This window comes from Micromonospora sp. LOL_023 (assembly GCF_048060115.1).
Classification (GTDB): Bacteria; Actinomycetota; Actinomycetes; order Mycobacteriales; family Micromonosporaceae; genus Micromonospora_E.
In genome coordinates, this window is the sequence record NZ_JBHMIM010000033.1 from 31,812 (window position 1) to 49,808 (window position 17,997).

Annotated in this window: 16 protein-coding genes; 9 read left to right on the forward strand and 7 right to left on the reverse strand. The window is 70.8% G+C overall.

The annotated features are described in order from the left end of the window. Nucleotides 1–189: 189 nt before the first annotated feature. Entirely contained in the window at nt 190–1,416 is a 1,227-nt protein-coding gene (mpgS, locus tag ACFHVL_RS18465) for a mannosyl-3-phosphoglycerate synthase (protein ID WP_416629356.1), read from the forward strand. Nucleotides 1,417–1,625: 209 nt separating this feature from the next. After that, the gene (gene serA, locus ACFHVL_RS18470) at nt 1,626–3,224 is read left to right on the forward strand and encodes a phosphoglycerate dehydrogenase (RefSeq protein ID WP_416629357.1); all 1,599 of its coding nucleotides are present in this window, start codon (nt 1,626–1,628) and stop codon (nt 3,222–3,224) included. 55 nt (nt 3,225–3,279) lie between these two features. On the opposite strand, the gene ACFHVL_RS18475 is transcribed toward serA, so the two are convergent. Both ACFHVL_RS18475 and ACFHVL_RS18480 read right to left on the reverse strand, forming a co-directional pair. After that, entirely contained in the window at nt 3,280–3,648 is a 369-nt protein-coding gene (locus tag ACFHVL_RS18475) for a hypothetical protein (protein WP_416629359.1), read from the reverse strand. Between the two features lie 368 nt (nt 3,649–4,016). Then, nucleotides 4,017–4,880 (reverse strand): FAD:protein FMN transferase, encoded by an 864-nt coding sequence (locus ACFHVL_RS18480; protein WP_416629361.1) that lies wholly within the window; start codon nt 4,878–4,880, stop codon nt 4,017–4,019. A 233-nt stretch (nt 4,881–5,113) separates the two neighbouring features. Between ACFHVL_RS18480 and ACFHVL_RS18485 the strand changes: the two genes are divergently transcribed. Further along, complete coding sequence (locus tag ACFHVL_RS18485) at nt 5,114–6,145, forward strand: 3-isopropylmalate dehydrogenase (RefSeq protein WP_416629400.1); 1,032 nt, start codon at nt 5,114–5,116, stop codon at nt 6,143–6,145. A 283-nt stretch (nt 6,146–6,428) separates the two neighbouring features. Next, a complete protein-coding gene (locus ACFHVL_RS18490; RefSeq protein WP_416629401.1) occupies nt 6,429–7,526 on the forward strand; it encodes a branched-chain amino acid aminotransferase in 1,098 nt (365 codons plus the stop codon). Between the two features lie 66 nt (nt 7,527–7,592). Here the strand turns inward: ACFHVL_RS18490 and ACFHVL_RS18495 are convergent, their stop codons facing one another. Beyond that, the gene (locus ACFHVL_RS18495) at nt 7,593–8,330 is read right to left on the reverse strand and encodes a tyrosine-protein phosphatase (protein ID WP_416629363.1); all 738 of its coding nucleotides are present in this window, start codon (nt 8,328–8,330) and stop codon (nt 7,593–7,595) included. Nucleotides 8,331–8,444: 114 nt separating this feature from the next. Then, a complete protein-coding gene (locus ACFHVL_RS18500; protein ID WP_416629364.1) occupies nt 8,445–8,918 on the reverse strand; it encodes a PRC-barrel domain containing protein in 474 nt (157 codons plus the stop codon). Nucleotides 8,919–9,286: 368 nt separating this feature from the next. On the opposite strand from ACFHVL_RS18500, the gene cimA reads away from it, so the two are divergent. Then, a complete protein-coding gene (gene cimA / locus ACFHVL_RS18505; RefSeq protein ID WP_416629365.1) occupies nt 9,287–10,894 on the forward strand; it encodes a citramalate synthase in 1,608 nt (535 codons plus the stop codon). A gap of 10 nt (nt 10,895–10,904) precedes the next feature. On the opposite strand, the gene ACFHVL_RS18510 is transcribed toward cimA, so the two are convergent. Next, nucleotides 10,905–11,840, reverse strand: coding sequence for an endonuclease/exonuclease/phosphatase family protein (locus ACFHVL_RS18510; RefSeq protein WP_416629403.1), 936 nt, complete (start codon nt 11,838–11,840; stop codon nt 10,905–10,907). Nucleotides 11,841–12,009: 169 nt separating this feature from the next. Continuing rightward, entirely contained in the window at nt 12,010–12,648 is a 639-nt protein-coding gene (locus ACFHVL_RS18515) for a transposase (protein WP_416629366.1), read from the reverse strand. Between ACFHVL_RS18515 and ACFHVL_RS18520 the strand changes: the two genes are divergently transcribed. The 3 genes from ACFHVL_RS18520 to ACFHVL_RS18530 all read left to right on the forward strand — a co-directional run bounded on the left by ACFHVL_RS18520 (nt 12,585) and on the right by ACFHVL_RS18530 (nt 15,645). Then, complete coding sequence (locus tag ACFHVL_RS18520) at nt 12,585–13,628, forward strand: AAA family ATPase (RefSeq protein ID WP_416629367.1); 1,044 nt, start codon at nt 12,585–12,587, stop codon at nt 13,626–13,628. The genes ACFHVL_RS18515 and ACFHVL_RS18520 overlap by 64 nt on opposite strands. Before the next feature lie 62 nt (nt 13,629–13,690). Then, complete coding sequence (locus tag ACFHVL_RS18525; RefSeq protein ID WP_416629405.1) at nt 13,691–14,686, forward strand: DUF58 domain-containing protein; 996 nt, start codon at nt 13,691–13,693, stop codon at nt 14,684–14,686. Next, nucleotides 14,683–15,645, forward strand: coding sequence for a VWA domain-containing protein (locus ACFHVL_RS18530; RefSeq protein ID WP_416629368.1), 963 nt, complete (start codon nt 14,683–14,685; stop codon nt 15,643–15,645). The genes ACFHVL_RS18525 and ACFHVL_RS18530 overlap by 4 nt, the downstream gene beginning before the upstream one ends. Here the strand turns inward: ACFHVL_RS18530 and ACFHVL_RS18535 are convergent. Then, on the reverse strand, nt 15,572–16,936 hold the full coding sequence (locus tag ACFHVL_RS18535; protein ID WP_416629370.1) for an RNA-guided endonuclease InsQ/TnpB family protein: 1,365 nt from the start codon (nt 16,934–16,936) through the stop codon (nt 15,572–15,574). The two genes, ACFHVL_RS18530 and ACFHVL_RS18535, sit on opposite strands and share 74 nt — an antisense overlap. A gap of 140 nt (nt 16,937–17,076) precedes the next feature. Between ACFHVL_RS18535 and ACFHVL_RS18540 the strand changes: the two genes are divergently transcribed. Then, nucleotides 17,077–17,982 (forward strand): S1C family serine protease, encoded by a 906-nt coding sequence (locus tag ACFHVL_RS18540; RefSeq protein WP_416629372.1) that lies wholly within the window; start codon nt 17,077–17,079, stop codon nt 17,980–17,982. Nucleotides 17,983–17,997 lie beyond the last annotated feature (15 nt).

Here is a 17,997-nt window from a genome sequence, read left to right on the forward strand (position 1 = left end):
CGCACCAGTGGATGTTCATCAGGGCCCGCTACTGAGAGTAATCATTAGCGGGCTCTGTGGCTATCTTGATTGGGGCCAGGTTACCGATAGATTGCGGGTTGGAGTCGGTTTCGGGTAGTTGATGGCTGATGCCGATTATTGACCTACGGTTACAGCTAGTTAATATGGTGCTCGGGTAAGGTGCCCCGCATGCGTCTGGAGCAATCGCACCGTACTGAGCGCTTTGGTGCCGTTCGCATCCATGAGCTTCAGCGTGTCATCGAGCTGGACTCGGGGGATGTGACCGGGGACCGAGACCGTGGGCTTGCCTCGCAGCAGGACATCAGGGCGATCGAGCGGAACATGGTCGTCGTCATTCCCTGCATGAACGAGACGCGCCGGGTGATCGAGGGCGTGCTGGCCGGCATACCGCACGACTGCCTGATCGTCCTGGTGTCGAACAGCGGGCGCCAGCCGGTCGACCGCTACGAGATCGAGGCGCACGCGGTCGAGCAGTTCTGCCGGTCCGCCGACCGCCCGGCTATCACGGTGCACCAGCGGGACCCGGGCCTCGCCGCGGCGATGAAGGCCGCCGGGATGCCGGAGCTGATCGACGAGAGCGGACTGGTCCGCGCCGGCAAGGGCGAGGCCATGCTGATCGGCATGGCGGTGGCCGCGTTGACCGGCCGCAAGTACGTCGGTTACGTCGACGCCGACAACTACGTCCCCGGCGCGGTGCACGAATACTGCAAGGTGTACGCCGCCGGCCTGCACCTGGCGGACAGCCCGTACTCGATGGTGCGGATCTCCTGGCACTCCAAGCCCAAGCTGCGCGACGGCCGGCTCTTCTTCAGTCGCCGGGGACGCAGCTCTGAGATCACCAACAGCTTCCTCAATCGGTTGATCGCCGAATACTCCGGCTTCGGCACCGAGGTGATCGCCACCGGCAACGCCGGTGAACACGCGCTGAGCCTCGACCTCGGGCTGCGGCTGCGGCTGGCCGGCGGATTCGCCGTCGAGCCGTACGAGTACGTCGACCTGTTCGAACGCTTCGGTGGAATCCTGGACACCGACTGCCCCGAGGTGATGGCGAGTTCGGTGCCGGTGCTGCAGGTGGAGACCCGCAACCCGCACTTTCACGACAACAAGGGCGAAGACCACGTCCAGGGCATGCGAATGCAGGCGCTCAACGTGCTGTACCACTCGCCGGTCTGCCTGCCGGCGGTCCGCAAGGAGATCCTCGAATTCATGGTGGACCAGGGTGCGTTGGCCCCCGGTGCCGAGCCGCCCCGGGAGCGGGTCTACCCACCGGTCGGCACACTCGCCTTCGACCTGCTCCACGACGCTCTGATGGCGGAGGCCAGCACCCTGCGGCAGATCGGCGAGGGCGGCATCGTGCCCGGCGGGGCGGCACCGGGTGGGATCGCACCGAGCTGACACCGGCCGGGACGACCCCGGGCTGAACGGGTGTTAGGTCGGGTTTGTGAGGGCACTCACCCCCGGCCCTGAGCCCGGCCGTCCATTGGTGCGCCTACGATCGCGGGTAGGCCGCCTCCGTGCCGGCGCGACGCCCGGGCGGGGAAGCGTAGGGCGCAGAGCGGCGCCCCACCGCCGCAGATACCCGTCCCGGACGACTTTGAGGACCAATGAATCCTGTCGTACTGATCGCTGAAGAGCTTGCGCCCGCCGCCATCGACGTGCTCGCCCACGACTTCGATGTGCGTCACGTCGACGGCACCGACCGCGCGGCGCTGCTCGCCGCGCTCGCCGACGCCAACGCGGTGATCGTGCGCAGCGCCACCCAGATCGACGCCGAAGCGCTGGCTGCGGCCCCCCGACTCAAGGTGGTCGCCCGCGCCGGCATCGGCCTGGACAACGTCGAGGTACCGGCCGCCACCGCCCGAGGTGTGATGGTGGTCAACGCGCCGACCTCGAACATCGTCTCCGCTGCCGAGCAGGCGATCGCCCTGCTGCTCGCGGTCGCCCGTAACACCGCCAGCGCCAGCTCCGCGCTCAAGGCCGGCGAGTGGAAGCGTTCGAAGTACACCGGCGTCGAGATCCAGGGCAAGACCGTCGGCGTGGTCGGGCTCGGTCGGATCGGGGTGCTGTTCGCCCAGCGGATCGCCGCGTTCGGGACCCGGCTCATCGCCTACGACCCGTACATCCAGCCGGCCCGGGCCGCCCAGCTCGGGGTGCGGCTGGTCGGCCTGGAGGAGCTGCTGCGCGAGAGCGACTTCATCTCGATCCACCTGCCGAAGACGCCGGAGACGCTCGGCCTGATTGGCGAGAAGGAGCTGGCGATCGTCAAGCCCGGGGTGCGGATCGTCAACGCCGCCCGTGGTGGCCTGGTCGACGAGCAGGCCCTGGCCGACGCGCTCGCCGAGGGCCGGGTCGGCGGCGCCGGGGTGGACGTGTACGCCAAGGAGCCGTGCACCGCCTCGCCGCTGTTCGCCTTCGACAACGTGGTCGCCACCCCGCACCTGGGCGCGTCCACCGCCGAGGCGCAGGACAAGGCGGGGCTCGCGGTGGCGCGCAGCGTCAAGCTGGCCCTGCAGGGGGAGTTCGTGCCGGACGCGGTCAACGTCCAGGCCGGCGGGGTCGTCGCCGAGGACGTCCGTCCGCTGCTGCCGTTGGCGGAGAAGCTCGGCAAGGTCTTCACCGCGGTGGCCGGCGGCGTCGCGGCCAACGTCACCGTCGACGTACGCGGTGAGGTGGTCAGCAACGAGGTGTCGGTGCTGAAGCTGGCCGCCACCAAGGGCCTGTTCAGTTCGGTGGTGGAGGAGCAGGTCACGTACGTCAACGCGCCGCACCTGGCCGCCGACCGGGGCGTCGAGGTGGAGCTGGTAACCCAGCAGGACACCGCCGAGGCACCGAATCTGGTGACGGTGCGCGGGGTGCTGCCGGACGGCGGCACGGTCAGCGTCTCCGGAACGGTGGTGCACACCGGCGGTCGTGACCTGGTCCGGTTGACCGAGGTCGACGGCTTCGACCTTGAACTGACCGCCGAGGGCATCCTGCTCTTCTTCCGCTACGTGGACCGGCCCGGCGTGGTCGGCACCATCGGGTCGACCCTCGGCGAGGCCGGGGTGAACATCGCGGCGATGCAGGTGGCCCGGCGCTCCGCCGGCGGTGAGGCGCTGATGACCCTGACGGTGGACTCCGCGGTCGGCGCGGAGTCGCTGAGCTCGGCCGCGAGCTCGATCGGGGCCACTGCGGCCAGCGCGGTCGACCTGCGCGAGGAGTGACGGTACGGAACATTTGGCGCGGCGGTTCGGGCGTTCTGCCCGAACCGCCGTCCGCTCAGCGGGCCGTCGCGCTGGCCGACGACGGGTATACCGAGCCGTCCTGCGGATCGAGCAGGAGCAGGCCGTGTTCCTGAGCCAGCCCTTCGATGGTCAGCAGCACCTCATCGGCGCAGGTGAGCTGCAGATTCATCTCGACGTGGTCGATGGCGACATGTAGTGGAACCTTCGCCCAGGGGGAACCAGCACCGGTCGCGGCGGGGCCCTGGTCCGGATAGTCAGCGGTCAGCGTGGCGTAGAACGACGTTATCCGGCGGTCGGTGTCGCCGTCGACGTGCTGGCCCTGCCGGCACAGTTCATGTGCGGCGTGCACGTCCGCCGGAGTGGACTGATCGTCCAACGCCCATACGACTAGATCAAATGTCACGCCGGACAGCGTGCCATCTACCCGGTCGATCGTTCCAGCCAGTGGGGCGGTCGACAAGCGTAGATACAGAATTTTGAGCCTTGCGTACCGTTGTAGGGAATCGATAGCGTGTGGTGGCGGTCGCTCAGGAGTTGTTGCGGTACGGTCCCGTCTTCGGGTGACGTCCGACCGCTCCGCGCGTGCTCCGTGAGCGGCAGCACCCCCGGTGCGCGAGCCAGGCGCACGTGTCGCCGGTCGGCTCCCGTGGTCACTTGCCGAGATCACGGGAGCCGACCGCGTCGGCCACCGCTCGTTCCCGGGTCGCCAGTTGTCCGGCGGCCACCCACTGGCTATGGCCGCTGACTGATCACCAGGTCCGGCGCGGCCGGTCAGTCGCCGATCAGGTCGAGGACCTGGTATCCGTCCGCTGTGGGGAACCAGTCCCGGCCAGCCGCGCCGGCGGCGTACAACGCGGTGGCGTAGCCGTCGGCCACGGCGAGGTCGGCGCCGAGCACCATTGCGGCACCGGCGCGGCGCACCGTGGATCCGGTGTGCGGATCGATCACCAGCCGCTGGCGGGTGGTCAGCCCGCTGGTCCCGATCGCGCCGTCCACCATGGTCACCACGGTCGGCGCGGCGTCGACGCCGTCGGAGCCGGGTGGTTGCTGCAGGGCCACCCGCCACGGTCCGCCGTGTGGGGCGTGTCCCCGTACCGTCAGATCGCCGCCGCTGATCACGGCGTAGTCGCTGACGCCGGCCGCGCGTAGTCGGCTGGCGGCGCGCTCTATCGCCCAGCCCTTGATCATGCCGGCGGGGTCGAACCCGCCGGGGACGGCCCACGGGTCGAACCAGCCACCGGTGGCTGCCCGCATCGTGAGGCAGCGGTCCACGATGTCGGCGAGCGGCGGATACACCTGCGGCGCGACCTCGCCCCGACGCAGCAACGACACCAGGCTGTTGGGTCGCAACGGGCTGTAGGTCACGTCGATGGCCCGCAACTCGGCCACCGCGTCGCTGATCGCCTCGCTCAGTTGGCGACGGCCGATGCGGTCGCCGCCGACCAGGACCAGCCGGTACCGTGCGGTCGAGGTGCTGACGGTGTGCCGGGCCGCGATCGTGCCGGCCGCGCGGGGGTCGGCCGCCGACGGCGGTAGGTCGGTGGTGCGACCCGTCGCTCTGCTGGGGGTCACCGCGGGTACGGCCCCGACCAGCAGATCGGGTGGCTCCAGCTGGGCAGCGCGGTGTGCCAGCATCGTGATGCCTCCTTCGACCGGCGCCCGAATGCGGCCTTCACCTACAGTAGCCGTCGGGTATGAGAAGGGTACTAAGCCGGACTGTGTACTTGCTGTGCGCCCGGCGGTGTCAGGCACAAGACGGGAATTGGCGGCGTACCGTCCGAATCATGGGACTGGCGTACCGTTGAACGAGACGATCGCTTAACGTTCGCTAGGCGGTCGATCGATCTGACTTAGGAGTGGACGTGGCGATGGCGCGGATCGCGGTCGTGGCCGGCGACGGCATCGGGTCCGAGGTGACCGCGCAGGCCCGCAAGGTCATCGACGCGGTGCTGCCCGGAGTCGAGGCCACCGAGTACGACCTGGGCGCGGCCCGCTACCACCGCACCGGCGAGGTGCTGCCCGACTCGGTGCTGACCGAGCTCGCCGAGCACGACGCCATCCTGCTCGGTGCCGTGGGTGACCCCACCGTCCCGCCGGGGGTGCTGGAACGCGGCCTGCTGCTCAAGCTGCGCTTCGCCTTCGACCAGTACGTCAACCTGCGGCCATCCCGGTTGTGGCCCGGCACCGCCAGTCCGCTCGGCGGGGTCAAGCCCGGCGAGATCGACTTCGTGGTGGTCCGCGAGGGCACCGAGGGTCTCTACACCGGTGCTGGCGGGACGATGCACCAGGGCACTCCCGCCGAGGTCGCCACCGAGGAGAGCCTGAACACCCGGTACGGCGTCGAGCGGGTGATCCGCGACTCCTTCGCCCGAGCCGCCCGCCGGGAGCGGCGCAAGGTCACCCTGGTGCACAAGACGAACGTGCTGACCCACGCCGGTTCGCTGTGGGCGCGGACCTTCGCCGAGGTCAAGGCCGACTTCCCGGAGATCGAGACTGAATATCAGCACGTCGACGCGGCGGCCATGTTCATGGTCACCCACCCGCAGCGCTACGACGTGGTGGTCACCGACAACCTGTTCGGCGACATCCTCACCGACATCGCCGCGGCGGTGACCGGGGGCATCGGTCTGGCCGCCAGTGGCTGCATCAACCCGGAGCGCCGCTTCCCGTCGATGTTCGAGCCGGTGCACGGCTCCGCGCCCGACATCGCCGGCAAGGGGGTCGCCGACCCGGTGGCCGCCGTGCTCTCCGCCTCCCTGCTGCTCGACCACCTCGGTCACCCCGAGCAGGCCGAGCGAGTATCCAGGGCGGTCGCGGCCGAGCTGGCCTCCCGTACGCCGGGAGCCGCGCTGCGTACCGCCGAGATCGGCGACCGGCTCGCCGCCCACGCGGCGGGCTGAGGCCGCACCGCACCGCACCGACCGCGGACCGCAGGTCGGAATCTCGTCACCTTCCACAGCCCACCCGGCACTGGCCCACCCGGCCGCCCACCCACGGCGCGGTCGGGCGTGCCCGTGTCGCCGGTCGGGCGACCGCGCGTGTCCGACCGCCGATGACCACTGGCTCACCAGCGAGACGTGGTCCATCGGCGTGGCCGACTGCGCCGGTTCCCGCTGAACGAACGTTCGGGGTAAGTTGCATGACACACAACTTCGTCACTTTCTCGCCATGGAGGTCAGCCCAATGATCGGCGGTGACAAACTCGATTTCGAGATCCGTCCGAATCCGCACCCGGTAGCGGCCGCGGAACGCAGCGCGCTGCTGGCCAATCCCGGATTCGGCCAGATCTTCACCGACCACATGGTCACCGTCCGGTACGCCGAGGGCAAGGGCTGGTACGACGCCCGGGTCGAGCCGCGGGCACCGATCCCGATGGACCCGGCCACGGCGGCGCTGCACTACGCCCAGGAGATCTTCGAAGGGCTCAAGGCCTACCACGCGGCCGGCGGCGGCGTGACGTTGTTCCGGCCGCAGGCCAACGCGGCGCGGTTCGTCGCCTCCGGCGCGCGGATGGCCATGCCCGCACTGCCGGAGCAGGTCTTCCTCGATTCACTACAACATCTGATCACCATCGACCGGGAGTGGATTCCCGCCGGTGACGACGGCAGCCTCTACCTGCGTCCGTTCATGTTCGCCAGCGAGGTCTTCCTCGGGGTGCGGCCGGCCCGCGAATATCTCTACGTGGTGATCGCCTCACCGGTCGGCTCCTACTTCTCCGGAGGCGTGAAGCCGGTGACGGTCTGGGCCTCGCCGCTCTACACCCGGGCCGCGCCGGGCGGCACCGGAGCCGCCAAGTGTGGTGGCAACTACGCCGCCTCCCTGGTGGCGCAGGCCGAGGCGATCGAACACGGCTGCGACCAGGTGGTCTTCCTGGACGCGGTCGAGCGGCGCTACGTCGACGAGCTCGGCGGCATGAATGTCTTCTTCGTCTACGACGACGGTTCGTTGGTGACCCCGCCGCTGACCGGGGCCATCCTGCCGGGGATCACCCGGGAGTCGGTGATCACGTTGGCCCGCCGGGCCGGTCACCAGGTCATCGAGCGGCCGGTCAGCCTGGAGCAGTGGCGGGCCGACGCGGCCAGCGGCAAACTGCGGGAGGCGTTCGCCTGCGGCACCGCGGCGGTGATCACCCCGATCGGCCGGGTCCGGTCGACCGACGGCGAGTTCACTGTCGCCGACGGCGGGTCGGGCGAGGTGACGATGGCGCTGCGGCAGACCCTGGTGGACATCCAGCGGGGCCGGGGCACCGACCCGGACAACTGGGTGCACCGGGTGCTCTGACCAGAGTGCGTTTCGGGTGGTGCGGTGTCCACCGCACCACCCGAAACGCGAGGCCGGGCGGCGCTGTCAGGTGAGCAGGCTGGCGCGCAACGTCTCGATCCGGTCCGCCGGTAGGCCGGCTGCCCGTAGGTAGCCCTCCACCGAGCCGTGCCGCTGCCGGAACTCGGTCAGGAACGTCTGCATCGCCTCCGCCGGGCAGGTGAAGAACGGCACCGGCACCAGATGGTCGTTGCCCTTCTGGGTACGCAGCCAGGCGAGCAGGCGCTCGCTGCCGGCCGTACTCAGTGCGTAGTCCTCGGCGATCACCGTGTCCCGCACCCCGAGCAGCGACAGCGTCATGGCACAGACCAGGCCGGTCCGGTCCTTGCCGGCCATGCAGTGCACCACCGCCGGGGCGGTCCGCTCCTGCGCCAGCAGCGCGATCGCCGCGACGAAGCCGTCAGCGGCCTGTTCGGTCAGGTCGTGGTACCGGTCCGCCAGGTAGCGGGCCGCACCCCGGTCCGGCTGGTACGGGATCTCGTTCCAGTCCTGATGCTCCAGGTGGATGTTGTGGTACTCGAGCCCGTCCGCCGGCCGGATCCGGCCGTAGGTGTCGACCTCGTGCGGGCGGCGCAGATCGATGACGGTGCGTACGCCGAGCGTGGCGAACACGGCTTCGTCGTCGCCGTCCAACCGGTGTGGCGAGTCGGCGCGGTAGACCCGCTGCCAGCGGACCGTACGGCCGTCGAGCCCTTCGTAGCCACCGATGTCGCGGAAGTTGAACATGGTGGCGAAGGCGAGGGACCGGGTGGCGGCTGAAGTCATGTCATCCACCGTAGCGACGAAGGCCGACAGTGGTAAACGGCCGGGCAGCCGTGGCCGAAGCTGGTCACGGCCGCCCGGCCGATCACGCGTGACGTGTCGTGCGGCGTCCGGCTGTCAGATGAGGCGTCCCGGCGCCATCGGCGGGACCGGGGCACCGTAGGTGCCGCCGTAGTAGCCGCCGAGCTTGTCGCGGTACGTCGGGTCGGAGCCGTGCGTCTCGTCGTACTCGGGGGAGTCCTTGATCTGGTCCTTGCTCCGGTCGACGAAGACCTTCTCCTCGTCGTGGTCGACGCGGTTGACCACGCCGGCCGGCAGCATGACCTTCTTGCCGAAGATCCACGGCCCGGTGTCGACGACCAGGTAGCTGCTGTCCACCTCGTCGCTGGCGGAATCGATCTTGCCGATGCTGCCGTCGGTCGCCTCGACCTTGTAGCCGGCGAGGTCGGCCCCGTCGACGGCCGCGTCGTCCCGGTAGCGCCACGGGTCGAACGCGCCGGCCGGGCTGCCCCCGGCGACGGCACCCTGGCCACCGGCCAACAGCGGGTCCGGGGTCTGCGGCGCGGTGCTCTGCGGATCGATCCTGTCCATCGGAGATCACTCCTCTGCTAGGCGAATCTGACGACCTTGTCGGGTTCGAGATACCCGGACGCCCGGATCCCCACACCTGTCGCCGATAGACGAAGATCGTTCAGGTCGGCGGGCCGCCGTCCCGCGATGTGGGTTCGACTACCGGACTGGCCGTCGCCGGTGGCAAAGTACCCTGCGTGACTCGCCTCGTACTCATTATTGGCAGCTAGCGCGCCCGGCACCCGCCCGCCGAGCGCGCAGACCTCCCGCATCCGCGGGGGGTCTTTTTGTTGGCCGTACGAGGTCGGCGCAACGAGCGGGCAGGCGGGCCCGGCGCGAGCCCGGCGACGGATGCGGTGGCGCGGGACACCCGGCGAAAGGAACCCAGGATGACTTTCCAGGTCTTCGACACGACGCTGCGCGACGGGGCGCAGCGTGAAGGCATCAGCTACTCGGTGGTCGACAAACTCGCGGTCGCGCGCCTGCTCGACGACTTGGGCGTCGGCTTCATCGAGGGTGGCTGGCCTGGTGCCATGCCCAAGGACACCGAGTTCTTCCGCCGAGCCCGCACCGAGCTCGACCTGCGGCATGCCGTACTGGTCGCGTTCGGAGCCACCCGCAAGACCGGTGTAGGCGTCGCCGACGATCCTCAGGTCCGCGCCCTGCTGGACGCCGAGACCTCGACTGTCTGCCTGGTCGCCAAGTCCGACATCCGCCACGTCGAACGGGCGTTGCGGACCACCGGCGCCGAGAACCTGGCGATGGTCGCCGACACGGTCGCCCACTTCGTCGCCGAGGGCCGGCGGGTCTTCCTCGACTGCGAACACTTCTTCGACGGCTTCCGCCACGATCCGGCGTACACCGCGTCGGTGGTCGCCACCGCCGCCGAAGCCGGCGCCGAGGTCGTCGTCATGTGCGACACCAACGGCGGCATGCTGCCGTCCCAGATCGGCGCGGCCATCACCGACCTGGTCGGGCGGACCGGGCTGGGCGCCGACCGGCTCGGCATCCACTGCCAGAACGACACCTCGTGCGCGGTGGCCAACACCATCGCCGCCGTCGAGGCCGGCGTACGCCACTTCCAGGGCACCGCCAACGGCTACGGCGAACGGCCCGGCAACGCCGACCTGTTCGCCGTCGTCGCCAACCTGCAACTCAAGCTCGGGCTGCCCGTCCTACCGGACGGCTGCCTGGGGCAGATGGTGCGCGTCTCGCACGCCATCGCCGAGATCGCCAATATCGCCCCCGACACCCACCAGGCCTATGTCGGGGCCGCCGCCTTCGCTCACAAGGCGGGGCTGCACGCGAGTGCGATCAAAGTGGATCCGCTGATGTACAACCACGTAGACCCGTCGGTTGTCGGTAACGACATGCGGATCCTGGTGACCGAGATGGCCGGTCGGGCCAGCATCGAGCTGAAGAGTCGTGAGCTCGGTGTGGACCTGGCCGGCCATCCGGACGCCCTTTCGCGGGTCACCAAGCGGGTCAAGGAACTGGAGGCTGGTGGCTGGTCCTTCGAAGCCGCCGACGCGTCGTTCGAGCTGCTTGTTCGCTCCGAACTCGCCGCCGACAGCGGTACCGTCACCGTCCGGCCGTTCACTCTGGAGTCCTACCGGGTGCTGGTCGAGCACCGCGAGGACGGCGCGGTCGTCTCCGAGGCCACCGTCAAGGTCCGGGTACGCGGCGAGCGGGTGATCGCCACTGCCGAGGGCAACGGCCCGGTCAACGCCCTCGACGAGGCGCTGCGGGTGGCGCTGCGCGGCCACTACCCGGAGCTGGCCGAGTTCCAGCTGGCCGACTACAAGGTGCGGATCCTCGAAGGCAGTCAGGGCACCGGGGCGATCACCCGGGTGCTGGTGGAGACGGTCGACGGCAACGCCCGGGACTGGACCACCGTCGGGGTGCACGAGAACGTCGTCGAGGCGAGCTGGCGGGCTCTGGTCGACGCGCTCACCTACGGGCTGGCCCGCAGCGCGGCCCACGCCGTCGCCGGCTGAGCCCGCGCGGTCACGGTGCCGGCAGCACCAGTCCGGCGACGACCATCCGATGGTCGCTGCCCGGCACCGTGCGCACCACCACCGAGTCCACGCCGATCCGCTCGTCGACCAGCACCCGGTCCAGGGTCACCGGGGGAATCAACGAGCCGTCGTACGGACCCCAGGTGCCGACGAGTCCATCGCCGGTCGCTGACGCCGCGTCGACGTAGCCGGTCGCGATCAGTCGGCGCAGCGCCGCGTGATCGAGCGTCGAATTGAAGTCACCGGCCAGGACGCGGGGCGGCCCGGCCGGATCCGGCCGGGGCTGCGCGGCCAGGTCGGCCCGCCACAGCGGAAGCGTGTACAGGGCGAACGGGGCCATCGGATGGGCCGACTCGACCAGTACCGGCCCGACGTCGGGCACCTGCACCGTCCCGTACGACTGGCCGAAACCCCCCTCGTTGCGGCGCACGCCGGCGTCGTTGATCGGCCAGCGGGCGTAGACCGCCGACCCGGTGGTGCCGACCTCGGGGTCGGCCCGCCGGTACGGAAGCAGCTCGGTGATGCCGAGCCGGTCCAGCTCGGCCTCGGCGTCCGGGGTGAACTCCTGCACCGCCAGCACGTCCACCCGCTCCTGGCGGAGCAGCGCCAGCAGCACCGGCAGCTGCGCGGCCCCGGCCAGCAGGTTCGCAGTGGCCACCCGCAACGGGGTGCCGGCATCGTCCCCGGTGACCCGACTGGCGGGCACCGCCCGGGGCAGTACCGCCGCCGCCAGCACCACGACGGCCAGCAGCGCGACCGCGCCGGCCCGCCAGCGTCGGGTCAGCGCCGCCACGACCAGCGGCACGACACTCCACGCGGCGACGTACGGGGTGAACGCCAGCAGCTGCACCAGGGGGCCGTACTCCCAGCCGGCAGCGCGCAGGACCGCCCAGACCGTCGTGGGCACCACCAGCAGCCACACCAGCCAACCCAGCCGCCGCCGGGTCGCCGTCGGTGTCGGCGGCGGTGCCGGCGGGTCCTGCTCGATCCGTACGTCCACGACCGGCACGGTATCCGGTGCGCGCCGCAGAGCCGGCCATCACCGGCGGGATCCCGGCGATCACCCGGCCCACAGCCAGCGCCCACTGCGGGAATCACCCTTTTCGAGGTCGGTAATCACCCGGTCGGAGTCCGGCGGCGGCGTTAGACCGGGCCGATCCGGGGCAACCACTCGGCGGGTGCCGGACACGTTCCGTACGGGACGGATGGCCGGCCATGGGTGACCAGCGTCGAGGACGGTGCGTTGACATCCTCCCCGTCCTGACGGACGGGGATTCCCTTGGTCGCCCTTGGGTTTCCTGCTTTACCGTCGGCTGCCCCGAACGGAGGTTCCCCCGTTGAGGTCCTACACCTCCTTCACCGGCTGCGACCGAGAGCCCCGAGCCCTTCTCCTTCTTCGTCATCGCTGGTTGGGCGCGGGCCAGCCGGTGACGGTCGGCCCGCTCATGCTCCGGGTTGGCGACCTTCTCTCCGGTCGACAGGGTGAGCAGGCTGTCGAGCCCGGCATCGACACCGACCGTGTCGGCGGCCGGCGTCCGGTCGATCGTGTCGTCGCAGAGCAGGGACACGAACCAGTGGCCGGCCGGGTCCTGGCTGACGGTCACCGTGGACGAGGACGCGCCGTCGGGCGGTGGCCGCGACCACTCGATGTACCCACGGAAGGAGTCCGATGACGACCGAGCCACAGAACAGTACGCAACCGTCAGCCGGCCACGACCCGGCCGCCGAAGCACTGGAACAGGCGCTGTTCGAGGTCAAACGGGTCATCGTCGGGCAGGACCGGCTGGTCGAACGGCTCCTCACGGCGCTGCTGGCCAACGGCCACTGCCTGCTGGAGGGCGTACCCGGAATCGCCAAGACCCTTGCCGCGCAGACCCTGGCGGTCGCGGTCGGCGGCAGCTTCTCCCGGGTGCAGTTCACCCCCGACCTGGTGCCGTCCGACATCGTCGGCACCCGGATCTATCGGGCCTCGACCGAGTCGTTCGACGTCGAACTCGGCCCGGTGATGGCGAACCTGGTCCTGGCCGACGAGATCAACCGGGCGCCGGCGAAGGTGCAGTCCGCCCTGTTGGAGGCGATGGCCGAACGGCAGGTCTCCATCGGCGGCCGCAGCTACCCGGTGCCGGAGCCGTTCCTGGTGCTGGCCACCCAGAACCCGATCGAGTCCGAGGGCGTCTACCAGCTGCCCGAGGCGCAACGCGACCGGTTCCTGATGAAGGTCGTGGTCGACTACCCGACCGACGAGGAGGAGCTGGGCATCCTCTACCGGATGGGGGTGGACCGGCCACAGCCCCGGCAGGTGCTGGACATGGCGCAGTTGAGCGCGATGCAGCGCCAGGCCCGCGACGTGTTCGTGCACCACGCCCTCGCCGAGTACATCGTCCGGCTGGTGCTGGCCACCCGGCGGCCCCAACTGTTCGGGCTGCCCGAGCTGAACGGCCTGCTCGCCTACGGGGCGAGTCCGCGCGCCACGCTCGGCCTGGTCGCCGGTGCCCGCGGCCTGGCCCTGCTGCGCGGTCGCGACTACGTGCTCCCGGAAGACGTCCGCGAACTCGCGGTGGATGTGATCGCCCACCGCCTGGTGCTGTCGTTCGACGCCGTCGCCGACGGGGTCAGCGCCGAGTCGATCGTGCGTCGACTGGTCGAGGTCGTCGCGCCACCGCGGATCGCTCCCGCGCACGACCAGCGACCCGGACTGGCGGCCGTGGCGTGACCGGCCGGGATCGGACTGGCGGCCGTGGCGTGGGCATCCGGGACCCGCTCGGCCCGGCCACCCTGCCGGAGCTGACGCCACCGGAGACCCTGCGTCGCCTCGAACTCGCCGTGACCCGCCGGCTGGACGGCCTGTTGCACGGCCAGCACCTCGGCCTGCTGCCCGGCGCCGGCAGCGAACTGGCCGGCAGTCGGGAGTACCGGCCCGGTGAGGACGAGGTACGCCGGATCGACTGGGCGGTGACCGCCCGGACCGCCGTACCGCACGTCCGAGAGGTCGACGCCGACCGGGAGCTGACCTGCTGGGTGCTGGTCGACGGCACGGCCAGCATGGACTTCGGCACCGCCGAGGTGGAAAAACGTGAGTTGGCGGTCGCCGCGGTCGCCGCCGTCGGTTTCCTGACCGCCGGCACCGGCAGCGCCCTGGGCGCGCATCTGCTGGGTGCCGACGGGGTGCGGCGCTTCCCGACCGGATCCGGCCGGGACCACCTGTTGTGCGTACTCCGGGCATTGCTCACCGCACCCCGGACGGCCGCCGCCACGTCCCACCGCGCCGGTCGGGCCGCCGCCGCGCAGCAGCCCCGACCGACGTTCGCCGACGGCATCGACGGGCTGCGCCGGGCGGCGACCCGGCGCGGGCTGGCGGTCGTGGTCTCCGACTTCCTCGACGGGCTGCCGGACGACCCGGCGGGCCGGCCCGACTGGGAGCGGGCGTTGCGCCGGCTGGCCACCGTGCACCAGGTGCTCGCCGTCGACGTGACCGACCCGCGTGAGCTGGAACTGCCCGACGTCGGGGTGATCACCGTGCAGGACCCGGAGAGCGGCCGGCGGCGGGAAATCAGCACCGCCGACCGGGGACTGCGCGACCGGTACGCCGAAGCGGCCGCCGCGCAGCGTGACCAGATCGCCCGGGCGATCCGGCGGGCCGGTGCCGCGCACCTGGAACTGCGCACCGACCGGGATTGGGTGGCCGACATCGTCCGACACGTGCACCGGCAGCGGCAACTGACGACCCGCGCCCCGGCCCGGGGTGTCGCCGCTTGGGAGGGGACGACATGAGCTGGCAATCCCCGGAACGGCTCTGGCTGCTGGCCGCGGTGGTGGCCCTGGCCGGCGGGTACCTGCTGATGCAGCGACGGTCCAGCCGGTACGCGGTCCGCTTCACCAATCTGCGGCTGCTCGACCGGGTGGCGCCGGCCCGCCCGGCGTGGCGCCGGCATCTACCGGCCGGCTTGTTCCTGGCGATGCTGGCGATGCTGGTGATGGGGTTCGCCCGGCCGATGGACGAGGTCCAGGTACCTCGGGAACGGGCCACCGTGATGGTCGCGGTGGATGTCTCGACCTCGATGCTCGCCAACGACGTGCGGCCGGATCGGCTCACCGCGGCGAAACAATCGGCGCACGAGTTCGTCGACTCCCTGCCGCCCCAGTTCAACGTCGGGTTGGTCGCCTTCGCCGGCAACGCATCGGTGCTGGTCGGTCCGGGTACCGACCGGGAGGCGCTGGGTGCCGGCATCGACCGGCTCGCCGAGGGGATCACCGGCGCCCAGGGGACCGCGATCGGCGAGGCGATCAAGACGTCGTTGGAAGCGATCCGGTCGTTGGACGCGCAGGCGGCGCAGGAACTCCCGCCGGCCCGGATCGTGCTGCTGTCCGACGGGGCGAACACCTCCGGCCGGTCACCGGAGACCGCGGCGGCCGAGGCGGTCGAGGCCGACATCCCGATCGACACCATCTCGGTGGGCACCGACGCCGGCTACATCGACTACGGCGGCGGCCGGCCGCTGCGGGTGCCGGTGGACGGCGAGAACCTCAAGGCGGTCGCCGAGCTGACCGGCGGTGCCTACCACGAGGCGGCGAGCAGCAAACAGCTCAAGGACGTGTACGCCGACATCGGTACCTCGGTCGGCTACCGGTTGGAGCCAGCGGACGTGTCGGCCCGGTTCATCGGTTTCGGCCTGGTGTTCGCGCTGGCCGCCGCCGGAACGTCGCTGATGTGGTTTTCCCGGCTGCCGTGAGACATCGCCGCGTGGTGCGTCCCGCCCGGCCGGGACGTACCCGACCTGTGAGGAGAGGGCTTTGACAATCCTCCCCGCCCTGAAGGACGGGGATTCCCTGGGTCGCCCCAGGGGGTTCCTGTTTCACCGACGACCGCCCCGTCCGAGAGGAGGACTCTCGTTGAGGTCTTACACCGCCTCCACAGGCAATCACGGAGAGCCCCTCCGCGAGGATGTTGCGGGCCGCGTTCACGTCCCGGTCGTGGGTCCGCCCGCATCGGCAGGTCCACGACCGGACGGCCAACGGCAGGTGTTCAGCCCGTGCGCCGCAGGTCGAGCACAGCCGGGTCGACGGGAACCAGCGGTCCACGACCACCAGGTCCCGGCCGTACCAGTCCGCCTTGTACCGCAGCATGGTGCGGAACTGCCGCCAGGCCGCGTCGGAGATGGCGCGGGCCAGGCTGTGCATGCGGACCATGTTGCGGACCGTCAGGTCCTCGATCACGATCGTTTGGTTTTCACGAACGAGTCGAGTGGTCAGTTTGTGCAGGTGGTCGCGGCGGCGGTCGGCGATCCGGGCATGAACCCGGGCCGCCTTCAGGCGAGCTCTGGCCCGGTTCGCCGAACCTCGGGCCTTGCGCGCGAGGTGCCGCTGAGCCCGCGCCAGGGCTGCCCGGTCACGGCGTTCGTGCCTCGGGTTGGGGATCTTCTCCCCGGTCGACAGGGTGAACAGGCTGTCGAGGCCGGCGTCGACCCCCACCACGGCACCCGACGCCGGGGCCGGCTCGATCCGGTCGTCGCAGAGCAGGGACACGAACCAGCGGCCCGCCGGGTCCTGCGTCACCGTCACCGTCGACGGCACCGCACCCTGCGGCAGGGGCCGGGACCAGACGATGTCCAACGGATCGGACATCTTGGCGAGGGTGAGCCGGCCGTCGCGCCAGCGGAACGCGCTGGCGGTGTACTCCGCCGACCGCCGCGACCGCTTCCTCGACTTGAACGCCGGATACCGGGCACGTTTGGCCCAGAAGTTGGTGAACGCGGTCTGCAGGTGCCGCAGCGCCTGCTGCAGAGGGACGCAGGAGACGTCGTTGAGGAACGCCAACTCGTCGGTCCTCTTCCACCCGGTCAGCATCGCCGACGTCGCGTGGTAGGTGACCCGTTCCCGGCGTCGGGTCCACGCCTGCGTGCGGGCGGCCAGTGCCATGTTGCAGACCAGCCGGACACAACCGAACGTCCGGGCAAGCTCGGCGGCCTGCCCGGGGGTCGGAGAGAAGCGGTACTTGAACGCCCGCTTCACGGTCCTGGACACAGTCCACAGTCCAACAATCCAACCGGTGAGCCCTGGGGTGACTTGTGGATGAACGCCGGTCCGCCTCGGCGGCGGGTCGGCTATGCCTGCCCTGCTCCGCAGGGGTTCCTGAAGGTCGAAGTATCCACGGAAGGAATCCGATGACTGTGCCTACCGGGCTGGGCGAGCCGCGCGGGCCCTGGTTCGTTTCGCCTGACGCGGGCCGCTGGCCGGGGCCGTACGGGTCGGCGGTGCCGCCCCCGCCCACGCCACCTGCGCGTTGGCGGCGGCGGATGTTGGCCGCGGCGGCGGTGCTGTCGCTGTCGGCGGTGTCCGGCGGCCTGGCCGGTGCCGTGGTGTCCGGCTGGGACGGCGGCCGGGCGCACCTGACGGCGGCGCTGCCCTCACCATCGGTGCCGGTCGGCACCGGGGTGCCGGCGGACCTGGTGGCGGCGGCGGCGCAGGTGCTGCCGGGAGTCGTCTCGGTGCAGGTCAGCCGGGGCAGCACGGTCTCCGGCGGATCCGGATTCGCCATCGACGATCAGCATCACATCATCACCAACGACCACATCCTGGACGGGGACAGTCCACCTGGTACGCCGTTGAACGGCCACCGGGTCAGTGTGGTCGCCCAGGACGGCCGGCGGATCGTGGCCGAGGTGGTCGGTCGGGACCCGGGCAGCGACATCGCCGTGCTGCGGGTGCCGCCGTCGGCGGGGTTGCATCCGTTGGCGCTAGCCCAGCCGGGTTCCGCCCGGGTCGGTGAGTCGGTGCTGGCGGTCGGTTCTCCGCTGGGGCTGTCCGGCACGGTCACCGCCGGGATCGTCAGCGCGCTCGACCGGGTGGTGCTGCTCGGCAACGGCGGCCGGCAGACCGCGGTGCAGACCGACGCGTCGATCAACCCCGGCAACTCGGGGGGACCGCTGGTGAACGCCGACGGCGAGGTGATCGGGGTGAACACCGCGATCGCCACGCTGGAGGGCGTCGGGTCGATCGGGATCGGGTTCGCCATCCCGATCCAGCGGGCGGAGCAGACCGCCGACGAGATCATCCGCCGGGGCGGCTGACCGGTCACGTGGGTG